Annotated in this window: 18 protein-coding genes; 6 read left to right on the forward strand and 12 right to left on the reverse strand. The window is 72.5% G+C overall.

The window, feature by feature from the left end; genetic code table 11:
- Nucleotides 1-51: 51 nt before the first annotated feature.
- From cobT to IO20_RS0118595, 6 genes are all read right to left on the reverse strand, one after another.
- On the reverse strand, nt 52-3,687 hold the full coding sequence (cobT, locus tag IO20_RS0118570; RefSeq protein WP_030551809.1) for a nicotinate-nucleotide--dimethylbenzimidazole phosphoribosyltransferase: 3,636 nt from the start codon (nt 3,685-3,687) through the stop codon (nt 52-54).
- Nucleotides 3,688-3,992: 305 nt separating this feature from the next.
- Complete coding sequence (gene cbiE, locus IO20_RS0118575) at nt 3,993-5,240, reverse strand: precorrin-6y C5,15-methyltransferase (decarboxylating) subunit CbiE (protein ID WP_030551807.1); 1,248 nt, start codon at nt 5,238-5,240, stop codon at nt 3,993-3,995.
- A gap of 70 nt (nt 5,241-5,310) precedes the next feature.
- Nucleotides 5,311-5,949, reverse strand: coding sequence for a GNAT family N-acetyltransferase (locus tag IO20_RS0118580; protein ID WP_030551805.1), 639 nt, complete (start codon nt 5,947-5,949; stop codon nt 5,311-5,313).
- A gap of 165 nt (nt 5,950-6,114) precedes the next feature.
- The gene (locus IO20_RS0118585) at nt 6,115-6,972 is read right to left on the reverse strand and encodes a MetQ/NlpA family ABC transporter substrate-binding protein (protein WP_030551803.1); all 858 of its coding nucleotides are present in this window, start codon (nt 6,970-6,972) and stop codon (nt 6,115-6,117) included.
- Nucleotides 6,973-7,064: 92 nt separating this feature from the next.
- On the reverse strand, nt 7,065-7,733 hold the full coding sequence (locus IO20_RS0118590) for a methionine ABC transporter permease (RefSeq protein WP_030551801.1): 669 nt from the start codon (nt 7,731-7,733) through the stop codon (nt 7,065-7,067).
- Nucleotides 7,730-8,788, reverse strand: a complete 1,059-nt coding sequence (locus IO20_RS0118595; protein WP_030551799.1) for a methionine ABC transporter ATP-binding protein — start codon at nt 8,786-8,788, stop codon at nt 7,730-7,732. The genes IO20_RS0118590 and IO20_RS0118595 overlap by 4 nt, the downstream gene beginning before the upstream one ends.
- Before the next feature lie 563 nt (nt 8,789-9,351).
- Here IO20_RS0118595 and IO20_RS0118600 point away from each other — a divergent pair.
- Nucleotides 9,352-9,714, forward strand: a complete 363-nt coding sequence (locus IO20_RS0118600) for a hypothetical protein (protein WP_030551797.1) — start codon at nt 9,352-9,354, stop codon at nt 9,712-9,714.
- A gap of 2 nt (nt 9,715-9,716) precedes the next feature.
- Nucleotides 9,717-10,145, forward strand: a complete 429-nt coding sequence (locus IO20_RS0118605) for a hypothetical protein (protein WP_030551795.1) — start codon at nt 9,717-9,719, stop codon at nt 10,143-10,145.
- Nucleotide 10,146: 1 nt separating this feature from the next.
- On the opposite strand, the gene IO20_RS0118610 is transcribed toward IO20_RS0118605, so the two are convergent.
- The 3 genes from IO20_RS0118610 to IO20_RS0118620 form a co-directional block, all read right to left on the reverse strand.
- On the reverse strand, nt 10,147-10,638 hold the full coding sequence (locus tag IO20_RS0118610) for a GNAT family N-acetyltransferase (protein WP_030551793.1): 492 nt from the start codon (nt 10,636-10,638) through the stop codon (nt 10,147-10,149).
- 37 nt (nt 10,639-10,675) lie between these two features.
- Entirely contained in the window at nt 10,676-11,278 is a 603-nt protein-coding gene (locus IO20_RS0118615; protein WP_245684978.1) for a sigma-70 family RNA polymerase sigma factor, read from the reverse strand.
- 107 nt (nt 11,279-11,385) lie between these two features.
- Nucleotides 11,386-12,573, reverse strand: a complete 1,188-nt coding sequence (locus IO20_RS0118620) for a glycerophosphodiester phosphodiesterase (RefSeq protein ID WP_030551789.1) — start codon at nt 12,571-12,573, stop codon at nt 11,386-11,388.
- Nucleotides 12,574-12,793: 220 nt separating this feature from the next.
- Between IO20_RS0118620 and IO20_RS0118625 the strand changes: the two genes are divergently transcribed.
- Nucleotides 12,794-13,465, forward strand: a complete 672-nt coding sequence (locus IO20_RS0118625) for a lysophospholipid acyltransferase family protein (RefSeq protein WP_030551787.1) — start codon at nt 12,794-12,796, stop codon at nt 13,463-13,465.
- 66 nt (nt 13,466-13,531) lie between these two features.
- Here IO20_RS0118625 and IO20_RS0118630 read toward each other — a convergent pair whose 3' ends face one another.
- Nucleotides 13,532-15,076 carry an MFS transporter gene (locus IO20_RS0118630; RefSeq protein WP_030551785.1) on the reverse strand — a complete coding sequence of 515 codons (1,545 nt, stop codon included), beginning with the start codon at nt 15,074-15,076 and terminating at the stop codon, nt 13,532-13,534.
- On the reverse strand, nt 15,073-15,624 hold the full coding sequence (locus tag IO20_RS0118635) for a TetR/AcrR family transcriptional regulator (RefSeq protein WP_030551783.1): 552 nt from the start codon (nt 15,622-15,624) through the stop codon (nt 15,073-15,075). The genes IO20_RS0118630 and IO20_RS0118635 overlap by 4 nt, the downstream gene beginning before the upstream one ends.
- An 84-nt stretch (nt 15,625-15,708) precedes the next feature.
- Between IO20_RS0118635 and IO20_RS0118640 the strand changes: the two genes are divergently transcribed.
- Nucleotides 15,709-16,221 carry an HAD domain-containing protein gene (locus IO20_RS0118640; protein ID WP_030551781.1) on the forward strand — a complete coding sequence of 171 codons (513 nt, stop codon included), beginning with the start codon at nt 15,709-15,711 and terminating at the stop codon, nt 16,219-16,221.
- Between the two features lie 20 nt (nt 16,222-16,241).
- Here the strand turns inward: IO20_RS0118640 and argH are convergent, their stop codons facing one another.
- Nucleotides 16,242-17,669: an argininosuccinate lyase gene (gene argH, locus IO20_RS0118645; RefSeq protein ID WP_030551780.1), complete on the reverse strand. Its 1,428-nt coding sequence runs from the start codon at nt 17,667-17,669 to the stop codon at nt 16,242-16,244.
- Between the two features lie 294 nt (nt 17,670-17,963).
- On the opposite strand from argH, the gene IO20_RS0118650 reads away from it, so the two are divergent.
- Together IO20_RS0118650 and IO20_RS0118655 are read left to right on the forward strand one after the other, a co-directional pair.
- A complete protein-coding gene (locus tag IO20_RS0118650; protein ID WP_030551778.1) occupies nt 17,964-18,260 on the forward strand; it encodes a hypothetical protein in 297 nt (98 codons plus the stop codon).
- 59 nt (nt 18,261-18,319) lie between these two features.
- Nucleotides 18,320-18,919, forward strand: coding sequence for a pyridoxamine 5'-phosphate oxidase family protein (locus tag IO20_RS0118655; RefSeq protein ID WP_030551776.1), 600 nt, complete (start codon nt 18,320-18,322; stop codon nt 18,917-18,919).
- Nucleotides 18,920-18,952: the final 33 nt, after the last annotated feature.

Here is an 18,952-nt window from a genome sequence, read left to right on the forward strand (position 1 = left end):
GGTCCCTGCGCGTCCCCCACTCCCGTGCGTGGTGGGGGACGCGTCCTGGTCCTACTTCTCGGTGACGCCCGCCGAGTCGAACGTGGCGACCTCGTGCATCACGCGGGCCGCGCTCTGCACCAGCGGGAGGGCCAGCAGGGCGCCCGTGCCCTCGCCGAGGCGGAGGTCCAGGTCGACCAGGGGGCGCAGGCCCAGCTTGTTGAGGGCCGCCACATGGCCCGGCTCCGCGCTGCGGTGGCCCGCGATGCAGGCCGCGAGCGACTCGGGCGCGATGGCCCGGGCCACGAGGGCCGCCGCTCCGGTCGACACGCCGTCGAGGATGACCGGGGTGCGCAGGGAGGCGGCGCCCAGGATCAGGCCCACCAGGGCCGCGTGCTCCAGGCCGCCGACCGCCGACAGGACACCGATCGGATCGGCCGGGTCCGGCTGGTGCAGGGCGAGGGCGCGGCGGACCACGTCCACCTTGCGGGCGTGCGTCTCGTCGTTGATGCCCGTGCCGCGGCCCGTGACCTCGGTCGGGTCCACGCCGGTGTAGACGGAGATCAGGGCGGCGGACGCGGTGGTGTTCGCGATGCCCATCTCGCCCGTGAGGAGGGCCTTGTTGCCGGCGGCGACCAGGTCCCTCGCCGTCTCGATGCCCACCTCGATCGCGGCCAGCACTTCTTCGCGGGTCATCGCGAGACCCGTGGTGAAGTCTCCGGTGCCCGGGCGGACCTTGCGGGGCAGGAGGCCGGGCGTGGCCGGGAGCTCGGACGCCACCCCGACGTCGATGACGCAGACCTCGGCGCCGACCTGGTTCGCGAAGGCGTTGCAGACCGCTCCCCCGCCGAGGAAGTTGGCCACCATCTGGCCGGTGACCTCCTGCGGCCAGGGCGTGACGCCCTGGGCGTGCACGCCGTGGTCTCCCGCGAAGATCGCGACGGCGGCCGGTTCCGGGATCGGGGGAGGGCACATACGGGAGAGGCCGGAGAGCTGTGCGGAGATGATCTCCAGCATGCCGAGGGCACCGGCCGGCTTGGTCATGCGCTTCTGGCGCTCCCAGGCCTCACCGAGTGCCTTGGCGTCCAGCGGGCGGATGTTGGCGACCGTCTCCTGGAGCAGGTCGTGCGGCTCCTCGCCGGGCAGGGCGCGGCGGCCGTACGTCTCCTCGTGGACGACCCAGGACAGCGGGCGGCGCTTGGACCAGCCCGCCTGCATCAGCTCGGGCTCCTCGGGGAACTCGTCGACGTATCCCACACAGAGGTACGCGACGACTTCGAGGTGCTCGGGGAGGCCGAGGGTACGGACCATCTCGCGCTCGTCGAAGAAGCTGACCCAGCCGACGCCGAGGCCCTCGGCGCGGGCGGCGAGCCAGAGGTTCTCGACGGCGAGCGCCGAGGAGTACGGGGCCATCTGCGGCTGCGTGTAGCGGCCGAGGGTGTGGCGGCCGCCCCGGGTGGGGTCGGCCGTCACCACGATGTTCACCGGGGTGTCGAGGATGGCCTCGATCTTCAGTTCCTTGAACTGCTTCGCCCGGGCCTTCGGCAGCGACTTGGCGTACGCCTCGCGCTGCCGCTGGGCCAGTTCGTGCATCGTCTGCCGGGTCTCGGCGGAGCGGATGACCACGAAGTCCCAGGGCTGCGAGTGGCCGACGCTGGGGGCCGTGTGGGCGGCCTCCAGGACGCGGAGCAGCACCTCGTGCGGGATCGGGTCGGAGCGGAAGCCGTTGCGGATGTCGCGGCGTTCGCGCATGACGCGGAGGACGGCCTCGCGCTCGGCGTCGGCGTAGCCGGGCGCGGGCGCCGACTCCACCGCGGCGCGGTCGACTTCCGCCGCCTCGGCCTCGGCCTCGTCCGTGTCCGTCTCCGTGTCCGCGCTCTGCTCGGACTGGTCGGACTGCTCGGACTGCTCGGCGGGGGTCGGGGCCGGCTCCGCCTCAGCTGCCGCTTCCGGCTCGACGTCCTCGGCCGCGTCGACTGCTTCCACCGGCTGCGGGAGAGTCTCCGCGGGCTCGGGCAGGGGCGCTTCGTCGGCGGGGGGCTGCTGTTCGGTGACCGCGGCCTCGGCCTCGACCTCTGGGGTCGGTTCGGGCAGGGCCTCGGGGGCTTCCTCCTCCGGCACGAACGGGACCTCGTGGGCGTACACCTCGACGGGGACCTCTTCGGGGGCCGCCTCCTCGGGGACCGCCTCCGGGGCCGCCTCCTCGGGGGTCTGCTCCTCCAGCGGGGGCTCGGCGACCGCGACCGGCTCGGCCGGGGTCTCGGCGGCGACGGGCGCCTGCTCCTCGGCCTCCGGGGCCTGCTCGGGCTCGGGGGCAGCGGCGGCCTCCGGCTCGGCCGTCGCGGGCTCGGGGGCCTCGGCGGCGGGCTCGGCCTCGCGCGGGGCGGGGACGGTGGCCTGGGTTTCGGTGGCCTGGGGCTCGGTGGCCTGGGGCTCGACGGTCTCCGCCGGGGCCGCCAGGGCCTCCGCGGGTGCGGCGGCGGTCTCGGCGACCGCCACGGGGGCCTCGGGGACCTCCGCCGGCTCTGCGGCCGGGACGGGCTCGGCGGCCTGGGTCCGCTCGGCCTGCGGGATCGGTGCCAGGTGCGGGGTCGTCGGGACGTTGCCCTCGACCTGCACGAACTGGCCGGACTGCGGGACGACCGTTTCTGCGGGGGAGGCCGGCGCCTGCGGTGCCACGGCTTCCTGCGGCTGCGCGGCCCACGGCTCGGCGCCCTGCGGTGCGAGGTGCTGGTCCTGCGGCATGTCGAGGTACTCGGGGCCGGTGGTCGGCGGGCCCGGGTTCCGGACCGGCACCGGCGCGGGGCCGGTGGCCACGAGCGATTCGTGCACGGGGACCGGAGCGGGCTGCGGGGCCGGGGCGGGTACGGCGGCGGGGCCGCGGTCGGCGAGCGACAGCACGACGCCGCCGGTGGCCTCGGGCACGGCCGGACCCATGTGCAGCGGGCGGCGGGCCGCCTGCGGTGCGGGCGCCGCGGGAGGCGCGGGGGCACGGACGCCGCCGAGGTCCACGGAGCCGGAGTCGCGGCCTGCGGCCTCGTGGGCGCCGGTGTCGAGGATGCCGGGCTCGTAGCCGTGGTCGGTGTGGACCGGCTCCTGCGGGGCGACGGGGACACCGTGGGCCGGGGTCCCCGCGTACTGCTCGACGGGGACACCGTGCGCCGGGGTGCCGGCGTACGGGACCCCGTGCGGCGGCGTGCCGACGGGCGGAGCCGCCGGGACGCCGTGGGCCGGGGTGCCGGCGAACTGCTCGACGGGGACACCGTGCGCGGGGGTCCCGGCGAGCGGGACGCCCTGCGGCGGGGTCTGGTTCTGCGGGGCCGTCAGGACGTCGCCGAGGGCGACGGAGTCCAGCGGGGCCGTCAGGGGGTCGTTCAGCGGGTCGCCCATCGGGATCTGCGCCTCCGGGGCCGCCGGATGCGGGACGGCCGCCTGCGGGAGGCCCTGCTGCTGCGGCGCCGCCTGGTTCGGGACCACGGGTGCCGCCGGCGGGGGCGGTACGGCGACCGGCGGCGCGGGCGCGACGCCCGGCGGGTGCTCGCTCCAGGCGCCCTGGGCGCCCGGCATCAGCAGCAGGTCGTCGTCCTCGGTGGTGTGCTCGGAGGGGTCCAGGAAGGTGTACGCGCCCGGAGCGGGGATGCCCGGCTGCTCGACCATGCCTGCGTTCTCCGGCAGCCCCTCGCCCGGGACCTGGCCGGTGTCCGTCATGCGTACCCCTCGCCCATCGCTTGTGCTTCCTTCAGACCTGCGCCCGTCGACAAGAACGAGCGCGCGCGCCGCGCGGCACGAAGGACGCGCGGACACCCACACATTGTCGCGGCCTCCGGCCGTCGTGGCAGGAAGATTCGCCACGGTGGGCTGTGGACTGCGCCACGTCGCGCGGTCCCCCCTGGTCGCGTACCACGTCAGCGGCACAAAGTGGCCACCAATTCAGGACATTGACGAACGAACCGCCGAACATCCGGATGCGGTACAACAATCGGCCAGCCTACCTGCCCGCGCGGACGGCACGATCACGGGTGGGGGTGGTCGGTCCTGCGGCCGGACAGCAGGAAGACGACCGAGCGCTCGCGTTCCGACCAGTCCTCGGGGTCGAGTCCGACGGTCTGGAGGAGGAGGCTCTCGACGGTGTAGCCGCCGTCGGCGAGGGCGGCGCCGACGGCCTCCGCCTCGTCGCGGGTGGAGGCGTGGGCGACGATGCGCTCCGGACGCCGGTCGGTGCAGGCGGTGACGACGGGAACGCCGCCGGCGGCGATGCGTACGACATCGGGTTCGGGCAGGTCCTCCAGGACGTGCGGGGCCCGGCCCTGGACGGTCTGGAGGGGTACGCCGTGGCGGCGGGCGGCCTGTTCCGTGCGGGCGCAGGCCGTCGGGTCGGTGTCCACCGCGATGACGGCGGCGCCGAAGCGGGCGGCGTCGACGGCGAAGGCTCCGCCCGCGCAGCCGATGTCCCAGACGAGGTCGCCCACGCGGGGTCCGAGGCGGGCGAGCTGGGCGGCGCGCAGGGACGGGTCCTCGCCCGCGCCGGTCCGTGCCGCCCGGTCCCCGGTGCCGTGCCCCCGGGGCTCGTACTCCTCCGGGGGCAGGGCCCAGCCGCGTACCGGAGGCGCTGACGGGTCCTGGCCCGACAGCCAGGGGGCGGCGGGAGTGCCGCCGGTGGTGCCGCCGATGACGAGGACGACGTTCGGGTTGCGCCAGGTGTGGTCGGCGGCCTTGTCGGAGGTGAGGACGGAGACCTGTTCGCGGTCGGTGCCGAGTTCCTCGCAGACCACGAAGGTGCGGTGGACGCCTTCGAGGAGGAGGGCGAGTTCGGCGGGTCCCGCGCCGGGCGAGGTGAGGACGGCGACCTTGGGGTGGGCGCGGCAGACGTTGACGGCGCGGCGCAGGGTGCGCTGGTGGGCGACGACGGTCCTGGCGTCCTCCCAGGGCATCCCGGCCCGGGCGAAGGCCGCGGCGACGGAGGAGACGGCGGGGACGACCTCGACCTCCAGGCCGTGCTCGGGGGCGCGCAGGGTGCGGACGACGCCGAAGAAGCCGGGGTCGCCGTCGGCGAGGACGACGGCGGTGCCGCGGTGGCCCGCGATGCGGCGGGCGGCGAGGTCGACGCTGCCGAGGCGGACGCGTTCGGCGCCGGGCGGCACCTCGGGCAGTGCCAGGTGGTGGGCGGCGCCGGCCACGAGGGTGGCGGCGGAGAGCGCGGACCGGCCCGCCGCGGTGAGGGGTGAGCCGTCCCAGCCGATCACCGTGACGCGGTCGGCCATCGTCGTCTGTCTCCTGGTGTCGTCGCAGGTCGCGGGCGTGCCGAGCGTACCCCGGGTTCGTTCCCGGGGCTCAGCTCCAGTCGGTGTACGAGGAGTATCCGGCGGCCTCGGCCATCTGGTCGGCGACGCCGTCGAGGTCCTCGGGGAGGAGGCCCCAGACGATGAAGTCGGTGCGCAGTTCGGTCCAGTCGCCGCCCTCGGTGCGGGTGCGGGCTATGCAGGCGTTCCGCAGGACGCCTTCGCTGATGCAGCCGATCTTCTGGGCGACCTGCTGGGCGGCGGTGTTGTCGGCCGCCGTGCGCAGTTCGAGGCGTTCGAACATCTGGTCGCTGAAGAGCCACTGGGCGGTGGCGAGCGCGGCCTCCGAGGCGTAGCCCTCGCCGCGGGCCCAGGGGGCGACGATGTAGGAGAGCTCGGTGGAGCGGACGCGCCAGTCGGTGCTGCCCAGCTGGATGAGGCCGACCAGGCGCTGGGTGAGGAACTCGACGACGGCGAGGTCGATGCCCCGTCCCGCGGCGCGTTCGGCGGGGGCGTACTCGGTGATCCAGGTGAGGGCTGCGGCCTCGGTGAGGGGCTGGGGCACTGCGGTCCAGGCGCCGACGAGTTCGTCGTTCATCATGGCGGCGAGAGCGGGGGCGTCCGCCTCTTCGAGCGCGCGCAGCACCAACCGGTCCGTGTTGATGGAGATGTCCGGAAAGGTGGTAGTCATGCGCAGCTCCATGCCGTGGACCGTCCGAATCGACCGTGAACGCACAGCATGCAGCATGCGGCGGCCCCCGCGCATGGCCGGGTCGGATGTGGCCGGGGCGCGACGAAGGCCCCGCGCACCGGACGGGGTGCGGGGGCCTTCGTCGTAACGAGCTTACTGCGGGACCTACTTGGCGACGGCGCCGAAGGCCGGGATGACCGAGCCCTTGTAGGTGTCCTCGATGTACTTCTTCACCTCGGGCGAGTTGAGGAGTTCGGCGAGCTTCTGCACGCGGGCGTCCTTCTCGTTGCCCTCCTTGACGGCGAGGAAGTTGGCGTACGGGTTGCCTTCGGCCTTCTCCAGGACCAGGGCGTCCTTCGCCGGCGAGAGCTTGGCCTCGATGGCGTAGTTGCCGTTGATGACGGCGGCGTCCACGTCGTTCAGGGCGCGGGGCACGGTGGCGGCCTCCAGCTCCTTGAACTCCAGGCCCTTCTTGTCGGTGATGTCGGAGAGCTTGGCGTTGGTGCCGACACCCGGCTTGATGGTGATCAGGCCGTTCTCGGCGAGCAGCTGGAGCGCGCGGCCGCCGTTGGTGGTGTCGTTGGGGACGGCGATGGTCTGGCCGGCCTTGATGTCCTTCACCGACTTCAGGCTCTTGGAGTAGAGGCCCAGCGGCTCCAGGTGGACGTTGACCACGGGGACGATGGTGGTCTTGTTCTTCTGGTTGAAGTCGTCGAGGTACGGCTTGTGCTGGAAGAAGTTGGCGTCGACCTGGCCGGACTGGGTGGCGGTGTTCGGCAGGACGTAGTCCGTGAACTCCTTCACCTCCAGCTTCAGGCCGGCCTTCTCGGCCAGGTTGTCCTTGACGTAGTTGAGGATGTCGGCGTGCGGCGTCGGGGACGCGGCGACGACGAGGGGCTTGTCGGCGGCGCCGGCCGTGTCCTTGGAGGAGGACGGGTCCGAGGAGGTGCCGCAGGCGCTGAGACCGAGGGCGAGGGCGGCGGCGGTGGCGATACCGGCGGTGAGCTTGATGTTCTTACGCACGAAGAGTGCCTCTTTCCGGTGGTGCGGTGGACGCCTGGACAACAAGTCCGGGCTGTTCTTCGAAGGACGAAGTCTGGGGGGGCCGGGGGCCGTTACGCGGTACGGCCCCGGCGGGCGAGGAGTCGTACGACTCCGTCGCCGATGAGCTGGACGACGGTCACGATCAGGACCAGGACGACGACGGTGACCAGCATGAAGGTGGTGTCGAAGCGCTGGTATCCGTAGGTGACGGCCTTGGAGCCGAGGCCCTCGCCGCCGACCGCGCCGGCCATCGCCGAGTAGCCGATGAGGACGATGACCGTGGTGGTGACGCCGGAGACCAGCGAGGGCAGGGCCTGCGGGAGCAGCACCTTGCGGACGATGGTGGGGATGCCGCCGCCCATGGCCTGGACGGCCTCGACGAGTCCGTGGTCGACCTCGCGGATCGAGGTCTCCACGAGGCGGGCGAAGAAGGGTATGGCGCCGATGGCGAGCGGCACGATCATCGCGGTGGGGCCGATGAAGGTGCCGACGACGAGGGTCGTGAAGGGGATCAGGGCGATGAGCAGGATGATGAAGGGCAGCGAGCGCCCCACGTTCACGATCGCACCGACGATCTTGTTCACGGGCCGGTTCTGCAGCAGTCCGCCCTTGTCCGTGAGGACGAGGAGGATGCCGAGCGGCAGGCCGCCGAGCACGGTGACGACGGTGGCCCAGAGGACCATGTAGAGCGTGTCGACGGTGCCCTGCTCCAGCAGGGGCTGCATCTCGGACCAGGTCACTTGGCACCTTCCTTGACCAGTGCGGTCGCGGCCGCGGCCGGCGTCTCCGCGTCTTCTTCCACGACCTCGACCTGGAGCCCCTGCTCGCGCAGGAAGCCGACCGGGACGACGTTGTCCTCGTACCGTCCGGGCAGCTCGATGCGCATCCGGCCGATCTGCCGGCCGCCGACGGTGTCCATCGCCGCGCCGAGGATGGAGATGTCGATGTTGTACGTACGGGAGAGCTGCGAGATGACGGGCTGCGTCGCGGACTCGCCGTGGAAGGTGACGTCGACGACCGTGCGGTCGGGGCCGGTGGCGGCGCCGCTGACCGGGAAGAGCTCGGCGGCCAGCTGGGAGCCGGGGGTGGCGAGCAGTTCGGCGACGGTGCCGGACTCGACGACGCGGCCGTGCTGCATCAGCGCGGCGGAGTCGCAGATCGTCTTCACGACGTCCATCTCGTGCGTGATGAGGAGGACCGTCAGGCCGAGCTGCTGGTTGAGGTCGCGCAGCAGCTGGAGGATGGAGCGGGTGGTCTCCGGGTCGAGCGCGCTGGTGGCCTCGTCGGAGAGCAGGACCTTGGGTTCGCCGGCGAGGGCGCGGGCGATGCCGACGCGCTGCTTCTGGCCGCCGGAGAGCTGGCCGGGGTAGGACCTGGCCTTGTCGGCGAGGCCGACCAGGTCGAGGAGTTCGAGGGCGCGGCGGGAACGCTCGGCGCCCGAGACGCCGAGGATCTCCAGGGGGAGCTCGATGTTGTCCTTCACCGTGCGGGAGGACAGCAGGTTGAAGTGCTGGAAGACCATGCCGATGCTGCTGCGCGCCCGGCGCAGGTCCTTGCCCGCACGGCGGCTCTTCCCGGCGAGGGCGGTGAGGTCGACGCCGTCGACGGTCACGGTGCCGGAGGTGGGGCGCTCCAGGAGGTTGACGCAGCGGATGAGCGAGGACTTGCCGGCGCCGCTCTGGCCGATCACGCCGAAGACCTCGCCCTCGCGGACGTGGAGGTCGACGCCGTCCAGAGCGGTGACCTTCCGGCCGCGCGACTCGTAGACCTTGGTCAGGCCCGAAGTGGTGATCACAGGGGTTTCCGTCACTGTCGAGTGCGCGACGCGGGGTCCGTCACGCACGGGGCATTCGTCTTCGGACAGTCAGGCGCACGGAGGCCGGTCCGGCGGGTGGCCGGGCACCGGTGGTGCGCGGGGCGGGCACGGTCCGCCGCCTGTCGGCGGGAGGAACGGCACGGCCGTCGGGTCTCGCTTCGGGGCGCGAAACTCAGGCGGGGGCCCTCAGAAGGCGCACATTCGACACATACAACGAGCACCGGGCGTCGTGATCGCCTCGGTCGCAAGGATGCGGCTGCTCGTCGTGGTCATGTCTGCAAGTAAAGCATGCGCAGTCGCGAACAAAAGGGGGCTGTCCGAATAGCGGACGTCATTGAGACGCCATGCGGACAGTACGGAGGCTGCCGTTCCGCTCTGTTTCCCGTGCGTGGCCTGCGCGGAAGGACCGTGTGGGCCGCCGCCTTCGACGGTCCACGGCGGCCGGTGCGATGGGGGGTTGTGGCCAAGGCCACGGTCCGCACGTCCGCCGCCGACAGGGGGCGAGGGCATCGGGCCTTATCGACCGTAATACCCTCGGGCGCATGCTTGACGCCCTGACGGTCGCGGTCTCCGTGGCCGCGCTCGCCCTCGCCGCCTGGTGCGGCTTCGCCGCCTTCCGCGACCAGTCGACCAAGGACTGGCACTTCATCGGCATGGCCGTGGTGACCTTCCTCGTCCTGGTCCAGCTGATCGTCGGGATCGTGCAGCTGGCGCGCGGCGAGAAGGCCGAGGAGGGCGCGACGATCTTCGTCGCCTATCTGATCGGGGCGCTGTGCGCGGTCCCCATCGCCGGGTTCATGTCGCTCGCGGAGCGGAGCCGGTGGGGTTCGGCCACGGTGGCCGCGGGCGCGGTCGTCCTGGCCGTGCTCGAAGTGCGTCTCCACGACATCTGGACGGTGGGCTGATCATGACCGCGACTCAGGAGAAGGCGGAGCGCGGCACGCGGACCCGTCTCGTCACGGGGCCCGGGATCCTGCTCGTCTGGCTGTACGGCGTGATGTCGGTCGGCGCGGTCTCCCGCTCGATCTACCAGATCGCCACCGAGTTCGGCCGGGCGCCGCTCGCGTACACCCTGTCGGCGGTGGCCGCGGTCGTGTACGCCTTCATCACGTACACGCTGGTACGCGGCGGGGAGAAGGCCCGCAGGGCGGCGCTGGTGTGCTGCGCCGCCGAGCTCGCGGGCGTACTGGTCGTCGGGACGTGGACGCTGGTCGAGCCGTCCGCCTTCCCGGACGCGACGGTCTGGTCGGACTACGGCTACGGCTACCTGTTCATTCCGGTGCTGCTGCCGCTGACCGGCATCTGGTGGCTGCGGAGGTCCCGTACGGCCGCCTGAGTCAGGCGGCCTTCTCCAGGGTCACCAGGGTGAGCCTGGGGCCGACCTCTCGGGTGCCGACCTGGGCGTAGCCCTTGCTGCGGTAGAGCCGCAGATTGCCGTCGCTGCGGTGGCCGGTGAAGAGCTGGAAGCGCTTGGCGGACGCCTCCGCCGGGGCCGCGTCGGCGCCGAAGTGGCGCTCGATGCCGTCGAGTAGCCGGCCGCCGAGGCCGTGCCGCCGCATGCGCGGGTGGACGATGAGCTTGGCGATCCGTACCGTGCCGTCCTCGTCGAGGCGGGCCCGCACGGAGGCGACGACCTCGTCACCGAGCCGCGCCACCAGACCGTGGCCCTCGTCCAGTTCGGCGCGCAGCTCGTCGAGCGTCTGGGTGAGCGGCTCGATGGACCAGTCCCCGTACAGCTCCGCCTCGCTCTGGTAGCAGAGGTACTGCAGCTTCAGGATGTGCTCCGCGTCCCGCGCGTCCGCCGCTGAGATGGTCACACTCAGGCCCATGTGTGCACGCCTCCCGCTCATCTGGTCGATCATCGGTTTACCGCACCCTTCCCCGTCGACCCGGGGCGGGAACCTCCGCAGCCAGCATTCTGCGCAGGCATCCCAGGCAACGGGAACGCATCGGCCCCAGACTGCCCTGTGAGATACCCAACTCCCCTGCGATTTCCCGGTAGGTGCGGTCCTCGGGGTCGAGCATCGCGGTCAGCACCCGGGGGCAGCGGCCGGGCGTCCGGGTGACGGCGGCGCGCAGCGTGCGGCGGCCCTCGGCGACCATCAGCGAGTGTTCGGGCGAGCCGTGCGGACCGGGGCCGCCGGGGTCGTGAGCGGGCTCCTCGCGGTAGGGGCGTTCGCGGTCGCTGGTCCTGCGGGCGCGGCGCGCCTCCGACCGGACCGCCCGGCGCAGCCATTCGGCGGGCCGCTCGGGGGCGGCCCCCGTCTCCTGGAGCTGCTCCAGGAGCCGGAGCCAGACGGCCTGTTCGAGGTCGCTCGGCTCGATGCCGGCGGCGGGCGCCTCCGCGTCCGACTCGGCGGCGAGCAGCGGGGCGAGGGCGGCGAGGAGTCCGGGGGTGGGGTCGGTGTGCGCCGGGGACGCGGAGCCGCGGGGGGACGCGGTCTGCCGGGGGGTCTCGGGGGTGGTCATGACCGGCACGATGCGGGGGCACGCGGGCGTGGTTGCGGTACGGGGCGTAAACCACCCGGGAGGAGGGCGTGCGGGCCCGGTCGCCGGGCCCGCACGGTCCTCGCCCGTCAGTCGCGGGCGGTGAGGTCCGCCGCGCCGAGCAGGGCGGTGTCCGGGTTGTCGGAGAAGAGGCCGTCGATGCCCGTGCCCAGGTACCGCTTCAGGGCGCCGAAGGAGTCGCCGTACGCCGTCGGGTCCGTGCCCCGGCGGAAGTCGACGGGCAGGAAGGCGTTCTCGTTGCGGTGGGTGTACGGGTGGAGGATCAGGCCCTCCGCGTGCGCGTCGCGGACCAGGGTGGTGGGGTCGCCGAGCCGGCCGCTCGCGTCCTTGGGGATGACCAGGTCGAGGGTGGGGCCGATGCCCTTCGCGTACGAGGCGATCCAGCGCAGGCCCTCGGGCGTCACCAGATCGGCGACCGTGCGCGGGTCGCCGGCCTGGACGAAGTCCCAGGGGCGGCTGTTCGCGCCGGAGAGCAGGACGACGCCGGGCGAGTCCACGAGCTTCGAAAGCCGCTGGACGCTGCTCGGCTCGAAGGACTGGAGGAAGACCGGGGAGTTCGCGCGGTGGCGGCCGTACCGGCGCAGGAGCTTGGCGAGGCGCTCCTCCAGGCCGAGGCCGAGGGAGCGGAAGTAGGTGGGGTGCTTGGTCTCGACGTGGAGCCAGATCTCGCGGCCCCGGCGGCGGCCCTCGTCCTCGGCCCAGCGCAGCACCTCCTCGAAGGTCGGGATCGTCCAGCGGCCGTCGTAGAGGGTGTTCTTCTGGCGGGTGCCGGGGATGCGCTCCTTGGCCCGCAGGGTCTTGAGCTCGGCGAGCGTGAAGTCCTCGGTGAACCAGCCGGTGTACGAGGTGCCGTCGACGCTCTTGGTGGTCTTCCGGGACGCGAACTCCGGGTGGTCGGCGACGTCGGTGGTGCCGGTGATGTCGTTCTCGTGGCGGCAGACGAGGTGCCCGTCCTTGGTGGGGACGAGGTCCTGCTCGATGACGTGGGCGCCGAGGTCGAGGGCGTGCCGGTAGGAGCCGAGGGTGTGCTCGGGACGGTAGCCGCTGGCGCCGCGGTGGGCGATGACGGTGGGGACGGGAAGGGAGCGGTAGCCGCGGCCCCCACCGTGCGCCCGGTCCGCCCCCGTGGTCCGCTCGTCGGCCGCCTGGGCGGCGCCGGTCCCGGCCGCGAGGGCCGTGGAGGCTCCGAGGACGGTGGCGCCCGCCGCTCCGAGAACCGTGCGCCGGGCCGTCGTCCGGCGTTCGCCCTGGGTCATGAGGTGTCCTCCTGTGTCATGTCCCGCACCTGTCGACGGGTGCCCCCGACGCTAGGCATCAACCCCCTCCGCCCGGCAGACCTCGGCCGAACATGGCGGAAACACACGTCAACACTGCGTATCCACTCGGTGAACCCGATGTGCGCGCGGTGGTGACCCGCGAGTATCGTCGCCAGCTGCACCGTCAGCTCGACTGACCCGCGTCCCACCGGAGGAACCGTTGTCCCGTCTCGCGATCATCAAGGCAGTGCTCGGGCCGGTCATGCGCCTGATGTTCCGCCCCCGCGTGGAGGGCGCTGAGAACATTCCGGGGACCGGTCCCGTCATCCTCGCGGGGAACCACCTGACCTTCATCGACTCGATGATCATGCCGATCTGCCTGGACCGTCCGGTCTACTTCATCGGCAAGGACGAGTACGTGACGGGCAAGGGCCTCAAGGGCCGGGCGATGGCCTGGTTCTTCACCAGCGTCGGCATGATCCCGGTGGACCGGGACGGCGGCCGCGGTGGTGTGGCGGCGCTGATGACCGGCCGCCGGGTCCTCGAGGAGGGCAAGGTCTTCTCGATCTACCCGGAGGGCACCCGCTCCCCCGACGGCCGGCTCTACCGGGGCCGTACGGGCATCGCGCGGCTCACCCTGATGACCGGTGCGCCGGTGGTGCCGTTCGCGATGATCGGTACCGACAAGATCCAGCCGGGCGGGGCGGGCTTCCCGCGTCCGGGCAGGGTGACGGTCCGCTTCGGCGAGGCCATGGAGTTCTCCCGGTACGACGGGATGGACCGCGACCGCTATGTGCTGCGGGCGGTGACGGACTCGGTGATGGCCGAGGTCATGCGGCTCTCGGGCCAGGAGTACGTGGACATGTACGCCACCAAGGCGAAGGCGGCGTAGTCCCCCAGGTCGTGACCGGGCCCCGTACGGCAGTGCTGTACGGGGCCCGGTCGTGTACGCGGCGCGTCAGTGCTCGACGCCGTCCTCCAGCTTCTGGCCCCTGAGCAGGAACCAGGCCGCGACCGCCGTCACGAGGAGGACCGCCGCGCCGACGCCGGCCGCGATCCGCAGACCGTCGACGAACGCCTCCTGGGCGGCCGACACCAGGGCCGTCGCCGTCTCCGGGGCGAGGGCTCCGGAGGCCTCGACGGCGCCGCCGAGCGACTCGTGGGCGGCGGACGCGACGCCCGAGGGGACACCGGCCGGGGTGGCGAAGTCCCGGTAGACGCCGGTCACGATCGAGCCGAGCACGGCGATGCCGAGCGCTGCGCCCAGTTCGTACGCGGTCTCGGAGACCGCCGAGGCCGATCCGGCCTGCTCCTTGGGGACGCTGGAGAGGATCACGTCGGCGGTGACGGTGAAGGCGAAGCCGGCGCCCACGCCGACGACGAGCAGCGCGGCGCCGAGCAGCGGGTAGCCGGTGTGCTGGTCGAGCGTCGTCAGGACGGCGAGGGAGAGGCCGACCGCCGCGAGACCGCCGGCCACCACGGACCGTACGGAGAAGCGGCGGGCCACCACGCCCGCGATCAGACCGGCCGTGACCGCGCCGACTGCGGCGGGCAGTTCGGCGAGTCCGGCTTCGAGCGGCTGACGGCCCTGGACCAGCTGGAAGAACTGGGACAGGAAGAACACCAGGCCGGAGAGGCCGAGGATGGTCAGCAGGTCGGCGAGGACCGCGCCGGAGAAGCCGCGGTGGCGGAACAGGCGCATGTCCAGGAGCGGCGCGGGCAGGGTCAGCTGCCTGCGGACGAACCAGGCCAGGGCGGCGGCGCCCGCGAGGGCGGCGAGCCCGGAGTCCAGGGACGGGCCGTGGGAGGCCAGCTCCTTGACCGCGTAGACGAGGCCGATCATGCCGACGAGGGAGAGCGCGACGCTGGGCACGTCCCAGGGGCCGGGGTTCGGGTTCTTCGACTCGGGGATCAGCTTGATGCCGACGAGGACGAGGACGGCCATCACGGGCAGGTTGATGAGGAAGACCGTGCCCCACCAGAAGTGCTCCAGGAGGAACCCGCCGACGACCGGTCCGACGGCGGCGCCGGCCGAGGCCATGGCACCCCAGATGCCGATGGCGAGGCTGCGTTCGCGCGGGTCGTGGAAGAGGTTGCGGATGAGCGCCAGGGTGGACGGCATCAGGGTCGCGCCGGCGACGCCGAGCAGCGCGCGGGCCACGATCATCATCTCGGGGCTGGTCGCGTAGGCGTTCAGGACGGAGACGGCGCCGAAGGCGGTGGCGCCGATCAGGAGCAGCTTCTTGCGGCCGATGCGGTCGCCGAGGCTGCCCATGGAGACCAGGAGTCCGGCGATGACGAAGGAGTAGACGTCGCCGATCCAGAGCAGCTGGGTGCCGGAGGGCTTCAGGTCCTCGGAGAGGAAGGGGGTGGCGAGTCCCAGTACCGTGGCGTCGACCGCCACGAGGAGGACGGCCAGGACGAGTACGGAGAGGGCGAGCCACCGGCCGGGGCGGCGCACGCCCTCGGTATGGCTCGCGGTCCTGAGGGTGCTGGTGGTCACTTCTCCACGCTCCTGCGCGCTCCGCCGAGCAGCAGCTCGACGATCATGTACTGGAAGTCCTTGGCGGCGACCCGGCCGTCCTGCACGGCCCAGGCGCCGGAACCGACGAGCCCGTAGAAGGCCTCGGTGAGCCAGGCGGGGGTCAGATCGATCCGGAAGACGCCGTTCTCCTGTCCGCGCCGGAAGAGCGCGGAGACACGGGCGTCGAGGCGGGCCCAGCCCTCGTTGACCTGCTCGCCCTCGAAGAGCTGGTTCTCGGTGACGAGGAACGACAGCAGGGGTGCGACGGGCTCCACCTCGGCGACGAGCCGGCGCACGGCCGCGTCCTCGGGGCCGGCGTCGATCCCGGCCCGGTCGAGGGCCCTCTCCAGCTCCTGCAGCCCGAGCTCCTCGAGCGCCCGCACGAGGGCGTCCCGCCCGGCGAAGTGCCGGTGCAGGGTGGCCCGGCCGATCCCGGCGGCGCGTGCGACCTCGTCCATGGTGGCGGTCGCCTTGCGGGTGAGCAGGGCGGCGGCGGCGCGGAGCACCTGGTTGCGATCGACTGACATGAGACGACCATACACCGAATGAGACATCGACGTCTCATTCAATAAATCAACGCCTCACCGAGGCGGGAACGGAATGCTGTGAACATGACGAAGCCACTGCTGCTGATCGACGTCGACGGGCCACTGAATCCGTACGCGGCGCAGCGCGAGCGGCGCCCGCAGGGGTACACGACGCACCGCATGCGGCCGAGCGGATGGCTGTTCGAGGCGAAGCCCCTGCGCGTGTGGCTGAATCCGGAGCACGGGGGCGAGCTGCTCGCACTGGCGGAGGCGTACGAGCTGGTGTGGGCGACGACCTGGAAGGGCGAGGCGAACGACTGGATAGGGCCGCACCTCGGGCTGCCCGAGCTGCCGTTCGTCGACTGGCCCCAGATGCACGGGAAGGCCCCTCGCGGGACCTTCTGGAAGACGCAGTACATCCTGGAGTACGCGGAGGGGCGGCCGTTCGCCTGGGTCGACGACGACATCACCTCGTACGACCACGAGTACGTGGAGCAGAACCACCTCGCCGCCGCCCTGTTGCTGCGCGTCGACCCCCGGATCGGACTGATCCGGCCGGACTTCGACGCGCTCGCGGACTGGGCGGCGGCGCTGTAGGACTACGCGGGACTACGGGGTCAGTTCTTGGCGGTGGCCCAGGCGTGCTGGATCACCAGGTCCGCCTTGACCTCGACGAGCTGGGTGGCGACCGCCGAGGGGGCGGTGCCGCCCCGGCCGTCGCGGGAGGCGAGGGCGCCGGGGACGTCAAGGACCGTGCGGACCTCGGGGGTGAGGTGCTCGGAGATCTTGGCGAACTGCTCGTCCGTCAGCTCGCCCAGCTCCTTGCCCTCCGCCTCGGCGACCTTCACGCACTCGCCGGCCACCTCGTGCGCCACCCGGAACGGCACGCCCTGCCTGACCAGCCACTCCGCGATGTCCGTCGCCAGCGAGAAGCCGGCCGGGGCCAGCTCCTCCATGCGCTCCCGGTTGACGGTGAGCGTGGCCATCATGCCGGTGAAGGCGGGCAGCAGGACCTCCAGCTGGTCGCAGGAGTCGAAGACCGGCTCCTTGTCCTCCTGGAGGTCCCGGTTGTAGGCGAGCGGGAGCGCCTTGAGGGTGGCGAGCAGGCCGGACAGGTTGCCGATGAGGCGGCCCGACTTGCCACGGGCCAGCTCGGCGATGTCGGGGTTCTTCTTCTGCGGCATGATCGACGAGCCGGTGGAGAAGGCGTCGTGGAGGGTCACGAAGGAGAACTCCTTCGTGTTCCAGATGATGATCTCCTCCGCGATCCGGGAGAGGTTGATCCCGATCATCGCGGTGATGAAGGCGAACTCGGCGACGAAGTCGCGGGAGGCCGTGCCGTCGATGGAGTTGCCGACCGAGCCCCGCTCGAAGCCGAGGTCCTTGGCGACCGCCTCCGGGTCGAGCCCGAGCGAGGAACCGGCGAGGGCGCCGGAGCCGTACGGGGAGACCGCCGTACGGGTGTCCCACTGGCGCAGCCGCTCGGCGTCCCGGGAGAGGGACTGGGCGTGGGCCAGGACGTGGTGGGCGAAGAGCACCGGCTGGGCGTGCTGGAGGTGCGTACGGCCGGGCATGGCGACGTCCGCGTGCGCCTCGGCGAGGCCGACCAGGGCGTCCTGGAGGTCGGCGACGAGGCCGCCGATGATCCGGGCGTGGTCGCGCAGGTACATCCGGAACAGGGTGGCGACCTGGTCGTTGCGGGACCGGCCGGCGCGCAGCTTGCCGCCGAGGTCCGGGCCGAGGCGCTCCAGGAGGCCTCGCTCCAGGGCGGTGTGGACGTCCTCGTCGGCGATGGTGCCGACGAAGGAGCCGTCGGCGACGTCGGCCTCCAGCTCGTCGAGACCGGCGAGCATACGGGTCAGCTCGTCCTCGGTGAGCAGCCCGGCCTTGTGCAGCACGCGCGCGTGGGCACGGGAACCGGCGATGTCGTAGGGCGCGAGGCGCCAGTCGAAGTGGACCGACGCGGAGAGCTTCGCCAGGGCCTCGGCGGGACCGTCGGCGAACCGTCCGCCCCAGAGCCGGACGTCACCGTTGTTGCTGCTCACTGCTGCTCCTCGGAAGGTGGTGGACCGTGGGCCCTCGCGCCCCGGGCTCGGGACGGGAGGGCAGCCTGTTCAACGGGGGCGGGTCACGCCGGGGCCGGTGGCGCGGCCCGGGGCGCACTGTCGTAGGCATAACTATGCGGTGCACCGTATGTTTTGTCAAAGCCCGGCCCGGACCCGGCCCTCAGGGGCGGAAAAAGACCGGCGGCGCCGCAACGCGACCACCTACGCTCCGGCCCATGCCTCTGCGCGAACGCCGTACTCGCCACGGCCACGCCCGATCCGGCCGTCCTCGACGTGCTGCGTCAGGCGGGGACCGAACCGCTGCCGCTCTACCGGGCGGCCTGCGCGGCCGGGTACCCCCGGACGCCCCACCACGCCCCCGTGGGGCTCGCCGAATGCGGCGACCGGACGGCGGACGCGCCGACGCTCTGGTCGCTCACCGGCCACGCGCTGCCCCAGGTGCGCGCGAGCGCCGTGGTGGGACTGCGCCTGATGGACGCCGTCCGCCCCGGGCGTCTCGCGCCCCTGCTCGACGACAGTTCTCCCCGGGTCGTGCGGGAGGCGAGGAAGGCGCTGTCCCCCTGGGCCTAGGGGGTGACGGGCGTGACACGGGGGCGTCTCCGAAGGACGCGGCGGGCAGGATGCCCGCCATGGGAAAGACATATGAGCGTATCGACGGCCGGCTTCGTGCCTTCATCGAGGCGCAGCCGGTGTACTTCACCGCCACCGCTCCCCTCTCCGCCGACGGCCACGTCAACCTGTCCCCCAAGGGACGACGCGGCACCCTCGTCGTCATCGACGAACTGACCCTCGCCTACGTGGACTTCGGCGGGAGCAGCGCCGAGACCGTCGCGCATCTGCGGGAGCCCGGCAACGGGCGGATCACGCTCATGTGGACCGCGTTCTCCGGGCCGCCGACCGTCGTGCGGGTGCACGGGACCGGGGAGGCCGTGCTGCGGGACGACCCGCGCTGGGGCGAGTTGTTCGCGCGGTTCCCTGCGGAGGCCGTGGAGGGGCAGGGCAGCGCGCGGGCGATCGTCCTGGTGCACGCGCGGCGGGTCAGCGACTCGTGCGGGTTCGCCGTCCCGCTGATGGAGTACCAGGAGGACCGGACGATGCACGCCGAGTACTTCAACCGGAAGACGGACGAGGAGTTCAACGCGTACTGCGTCAAGAAGGACCACGTCGCCACCAGCCTCGACGGGCTGCCCGCACTGCCGCTCCCGCTGCCGCCGCTGCCCGCCGAATAGCCCCGCCCCGCGCGCGGGAACCCCTCCCGGGGC

It is taken from the genome of Streptomyces exfoliatus, from assembly GCF_000725545.1.
Classification (GTDB): Bacteria; Actinomycetota; Actinomycetes; order Streptomycetales; family Streptomycetaceae; genus Streptomyces; species Streptomyces exfoliatus.